Origin of the sequence: Streptomyces nanshensis, assembly GCF_001751255.1 — a bacterium.
Lineage (GTDB): Bacteria > Actinomycetota > Actinomycetes > Streptomycetales > Streptomycetaceae > Streptomyces > Streptomyces nanshensis_A.
The window spans coordinates 1-6014 of the sequence record NZ_LJGW01000060.1 but is presented as its reverse complement, the minus strand read 5'-3'; the positions used below and the strand labels follow the sequence as shown (position 1 = coordinate 6014).

General features: G+C 72.7%; 1 protein-coding gene. It reads left to right on the top strand.

What is annotated here, in order from left to right:
• Positions 1-6014: type I polyketide synthase (locus AN218_RS03120; RefSeq protein ID WP_141747418.1), on the top strand; the 6014-nt coding region annotated here is incomplete at both ends.

Genomic DNA, 6014 nt, shown 5'->3' with positions numbered 1-6014 from the left:
GCCCTGCGCGGCAGCCGCACCGGCGTCTTCGCCGGAGCCATGTACAACGACTACGCCTCGCTCCTGGGCGGGGGCGACCTGGAAGGGCACCAGGGTCAGGGCAGCGCGGGCAGCATCGTCTCCGGCCGCGTCTCCTACACCTTCGGCTTCGAAGGCCCGGCCGTGACCGTGGACACCGCGTGCTCGTCGTCGCTGGTGGCGATGCATCTGGCCGCGCAGTCGCTGCGGCAGGGCGAGTGCGAGTTGGCCCTCGCGGGCGGCGTCACCGTCATGTCCACCCCGAACACGTTCGTCGAGTTCTCCCGGCAGCGCGGAGTCTCCGAAGACGGGCGCTGCAAGGCGTACTCCGACTCCGCCGACGGCGTCGGCTGGGCCGAAGGCGTCGGCCTGGTCGTCCTGGAACGGCTCAGCGACGCCCGCCGCAACGGACACGAGGTGCTGGCCGTCGTGCGGGGCAGCGCCCTCAACCAGGACGGCGCGTCCAACGGGCTCACCGCCCCCAACGGTCCGTCACAGCAGCGCGTCATCCGGCAGGCCCTGGCCGGAGCGGGACTGAACCCTTCCGACGTCGACGCCGTCGAGGGCCACGGCACCGGTACCGGCCTCGGTGACCCGATCGAGGCGCAGGCGCTGCTGGCGACGTACGGCCGGGACCGTGAGCGTCCGCTGCTGCTCGGCTCGGTCAAGTCCAACATCGGTCATACGCAGGCGGCTGCGGGTGTCGCGGGTGTGATCAAGATGGTGGAGGCGATGCGGCACGGCACACTGCCGCGCACCCTGCACGTCGATGCGCCCTCCTCGCACGTCGACTGGGACGAGGGCGCCGTCGAACTGCTCACTGAGAACGCGGGATGGCCCCATGGCGAGCGGGTGCGCCGTACCGCCGTCTCCTCGTTCGGCGTGAGCGGTACGAACGCCCACCTCATCCTCGAACAACTCGTTCCTGACGAGCAGTTCACCCCGGCGGATGCCGAGGGAAGCGGCACGGGCGTCCGTACCGGCTCGGACGTCGGCGCCGACGCCGGCACCGGTACGGGCACCGGCGGGACGGCCGTTCCGTGGCTCGTCTCCGGCAGGACCGCCGACGCGCTCCGCGCCCAAGCGGCCCGGCTCGCCTCCCGCATGAGCGAGGACGACGCCCCCGGCATCACCGACGCCGCGTACTCCCTCGCCACGACCCGTGCCGCGTTCGACCACCGCGCTGTCGTCCTCGGCGGCGACCGGGAGGAGCTGCTCCACGCGCTGCGCTCCCTCGCCGACGACACCTCCACCACCGGACTCGTACGCGGCACCGCCGGCCGCGGCACCGGAGGCAGGACCGTCTTCGTCTTCCCCGGCCAGGGCTCCCAATGGGCAGGCATGGGCCGCGAGTTGCTGGACACCTCCGAGGTGTTCGCCGACCGGGTGCACGAGTGCGCCGAGGCGCTGGCCCCCTATGTCGACTGGTCGCTCCTCGACGTCCTGCGGGACGCCGACTCCGCCCCGTCCCTCGAACGCGTCGACGTGGTGCAGCCCGCGCTGTGGGCCGTCATGGTCGCCCTCGCCGACGTATGGCGCTCCTTCGGCGTCGAACCCGCCGCCGTCGTGGGCCACTCGCAGGGCGAGATCGCCGCCGCCGTGGTGGCCGGAGCGATCAGCCTGGAGGACGGCGCCCGCATCGTCGCCCTCCGCAGCCAGGCCGTGGGCGACCGCCTGACCGGCGACGGCGGCATGATGTCGGTGCCGCTGCCCGCCGACCAGGTCCGTACACGGCTGGAACGCTGGGACGGACGCCTGGAGATCGCCGCCGTCAACGGCCCCGGCTCCACCGTCGTCGCAGGAGACGCCGACGCCCTCGACGAACTCCAGGCCGCCTGCGACGCCGACGACGTACGGGCCCGCCGCGTCCCCGTCGACTACGCCTCCCACACCGTCCACGTCGAGGCCATCCGGGAACGGGTCCTCGACGAACTCGCCCCCACCGAACCACGCGCCGCCCGCATCCCCTTCTACTCGACCGTCACCGGGCAGCCGGTCGACACCACCGGCCTCGACGCCGACTACTGGTACCGCGGCCTTCGCCACACCGTCCTGTTCGAACAGGCCACACGCGCCCTCCTCGACGACGGGTTCACCGTCTTCGTCGAACCCAGCGCACATCCCGTACTCACCGTCGGCCTGGAGCAGACCCTCGAAGCGGCCGGTGCCGACGGCGTCGCCCTCGGCACCCTGCGACGCGACGAAGGCGGCCGGCGGCAACTGCTGACCGCGCTCGCCGAAGCACACGTGCGCGGCGTCGACGTGCGCTGGCAGGCGCTGTTCGCCGGTACGGACGCCACCCGCGTCGACCTGCCCACCTACGCCTTCCAGCGGCGGCGCTTCTGGCCGGCGCGGCCCGCCCGCACCGGCGACGCCTCCGGCCTCGGCCTCGTGCCCGTCGAACATCCCCTGCTCGGCGCCGCCGTCGAACTCGCCGGAGCCGAAGGTCTGGTGCTCACCAGCAGGCTCTCCCTGCACACCCACCCGTGGCTCGCGGACCACGCCGCCTTCGGACGGACACTCGTGCCCGGTTCGGCCTTCGCCGAACTGGCGCTGCGCGCCGGAGACGACGTCGGCTGCGACACCGTCGAGGACCTGACGCTGACCGCCCCGCTGGTGCTGCCGGAACGCGGCGCCGTATCCCTCCAGGTCACCGTCGCAGCCGCCGACGAACACGGACGCCGCCCGATCGCCGTGCACGCACGGCCCGAGGACACCCCCGACACGCCCTGGACCGAACACGCCACCGGCCTCCTCGCCGCCGGAGCACGCACCGCGGACTTCGACGCCTCGGTATGGCCCCCCGCCGGAGCACAACCGGTCGACACCGCCGGCTGCTACGAGCAGTTCGCCGAGCAGGGCTTCGCCTACGGGCCCGCTTTCCAGGGGCTGCGCGCGGTCTGGCGCGACGGCGCGGGCACGGTCTACGCCGAGGCGGCCTTGCCCGAAGGCGTCGAGACCGAAGGCTTCGGACTCCACCCCGCCCTGCTCGACGCGGGCCTCCACGCACTCCTCCTCGCCTCCGACGACGAAGCGGGACTGCCGTTCTCCTGGGGAGGAGTGTCTCTTCACGCCACAGGTGCGTCCGCCGTCCGCGTCCGGCTCTCGCCCGCCCCCGACGGCACCATGACCGTCGCGCTCGCCGACCCCGAGGGTGCGCCGGTGGCGACCGTCGAGTCGCTGGCCAAACGCGTCGTGTCGCACGACCAGTTGACCGGCCCGAACGCCGCCCGCGACTCGCTGTTCCGCGTGGAGTGGGCCGCGGCGGGCGAGGAGGGCACGCCGCCCGAGGCGGTGGCGGTCCTCGGCGAGGACGCCCCGGCCTCCGCCCTCGTCCAGGCCCTCGAGGACGCCGGCGCCACGGCCGGCACGTGGACGGACCTCGCGGACGTCGAGGGTTCGTCGGTGCCGGGTGTGGTGCTGGTTCCGGTCTCGGGCGGTGCGGCCGACGCCGGTCCGGCGGACGGCGATGTGGCGGGTGCTGATATGGCGGGCGCAGCGCGTGCCGTGAGCGCTCGTGTGCTGGAGCTGGCTCAACTGTGGCTGGCCGACGAGCGGTTCGCGGACGGGCGGCTGGTGTTCGTGACGCGTGGCGTGGCGTCGGGCGTGGATCCGGCGGCTGCCGCTGCGTGGGGTCTGGTGCGTTCGGCGCAGTCGGAGCATCCGGGCCGGTTCGGACTGCTCGATGTGGACGGGACCGACGAGTCGTTCGCCGCGATCCCCCGGGCCGTCGGCGCGGACGAACCCCAACTGGCGCTGCGCGCAGGGGAGATGTGCGTCCCACGCCTGGCGCGTGTGGCGTCCGCCGAGGGTGACACCGACACCGACGGCGACGGTGACGGGGTCTCCTGGGCCGAGGTCGAGGGTACGGTCCTCGTCACCGGTGGTACGGGTGGTCTGGGTGCGCTGGTGGCGCGGCACCTGGCCTCCGAGCATGGTGTGCGGGATCTGCTGCTGGTCTCGCGCCGCGGTCAGGGGGCCGAGGGCGCGGACGAACTGACCGCCGAACTCGCCGAGTCGGGCGCACGTACCGAGATCGTCGGGTGCGACGTCGCCGACCGCGAGGCGCTGTCGGACCTTCTCGGACAGCACACGATCGGTGCCGTCGTCCACGCGGCGGGTGTCCTGGACGACGGTGTCGTGGAGTCGCTGACGCCGGAGCGTGTCGATTCCGTGTTCCGTCCGAAGGCGGACGCGGCGTGGAACCTGCACGAACTCACCCGCGACCACGACCTCTCCGCCTTCGTCCTCTTCTCCTCCGCCGCCGGCGTACTCGGCGGCGCGGGCCAGGGCAACTACGCGGCAGCCAACGCCTTCCTCGACGCGCTCGCCCTGCACCGCCGCGAACTCGGCCTCCCCGCCGCCTCGTTGGCCTGGGGGACCTGGGCGCAGGGAGCCGGAATGACCGGCGGCCTCACCGAGACCGACATGCGCCGCCTCGAACGCTCCGGCATGCCGCCCCTCACCGCCGAGCACGGCCTCGAACTCCTCGACGCCGCACTCGCCACCGGCGAACCCGCACTCGTCCCCGCACGGCTGGAACCGTCCGTGCTGCGCACCCAGGACGACGTGTCGCCGCTGCTCCGCGGTCTCGTCCGTACCCGCACACGCCGTACGGCCGCCGGTTCACGCGCCGCAGGCTCCCTCGTGCGGCGTCTGTCCGCGCTCCCCGAATCCGAACGCCTCGACGTCCTCACGGACTTGGTACGTGCCGAGGTCGCCACCGTGCTGGGACACGCCGACGCTGCGTCCGTCGACGTGTCACGCGCCTTCCGCGACCTGGGCTTCGACTCGCTGACCGCCGTCGCACTGCGGAACCGCCTCACCGAGGTGACGGGACTGCGGCTGCCCGCGACACTGGTCTTCGACCACCCCAACGCCACCGTCCTCGCCGCGTACCTGCGGGACGAACTCGTCGGCTCCGAAGCCGAATCGGCCGTCCCGACGCCGACCCTGCCGTCCGTCGCGGACGACCCGATCGCGATCGTCGGCATGTCCTGCCGGTTCCCCGGCGGCGTCGAGTCGCCGGAAGACCTGTGGCGAGTACTGGTCGACGGCGACGACGTCATCACCGAATTCCCCTCCGACCGCGGCTGGGACCTCGACTCCCTCCTCCACCCGGACGGCGAGCGCACCGGTACGTCGGTCACCCGCTTCGGCGGATTCCTGCACGACGCCGGCGACTTCGACGCCGCGTTCTTCGGCATGTCACCGCGCGAGGCCCTGGCCACCGACTCGCAGCAGCGGTTGTTGCTGGAGGCGTCGTGGGAGGCGCTGGAGCGTGCGGGCGTCGACCCGCAGTCGCTGCGGGGCAGCCCCACCGGCGTCTTCGCCGGCGTCATGTACAACGACTACGCCCAGCTCCTCAGCAGCGAATTCGAAGGCCACCACGGCACCGGCAGCTCCCCGAGCGTCGCCTCCGGCCGGATCTCCTACACCCTCGGCCTCGAAGGGCCCGCGGTCACGCTCGACACGGCCTGCTCCTCCTCCCTCGTGGCCTTGCACTGGGCCGCGCAGTCGCTGCGTCAGGGGGAGTGCGACCTGGCGCTCGCCGGCGGCGTCAGCGTCATGTCGACCCCGGCGACCTTCGTGGAGATCTCCCGCCAGCGCGGCGTGGCTGCGGACGGGCGGTGCAAGGCGTTCTCCGACGCGGCCGACGGCACCGGTTTCTCGGAAGGTGTCGGCTTGTTGGTGTTGGAGCGGTTGTCGGATGCCCGGCGTAGGGGGCATCGGGTTCTGGCTGTGGTGCGTGGTTCGGCGGTGAATCAGGACGGTGCGTCGAACGGTTTGACGGCGCCGAATGGTCCGTCGCAGCAGCGGGTGATCCGTCAGGCGTTGGCGAGTGCGGGACTGTCGGTCTCGGATGTGGATGCGGTGGAGGCGCATGGGACGGGCACGTCGTTGGGTGACCCGATCGAGGCGCAGGCCCTGTTGGCGACGTATGGGCAAGAGCGTGATGCCGAGCGTCCGTTGTTGTTGGGGTCGGTGAAGTCGAA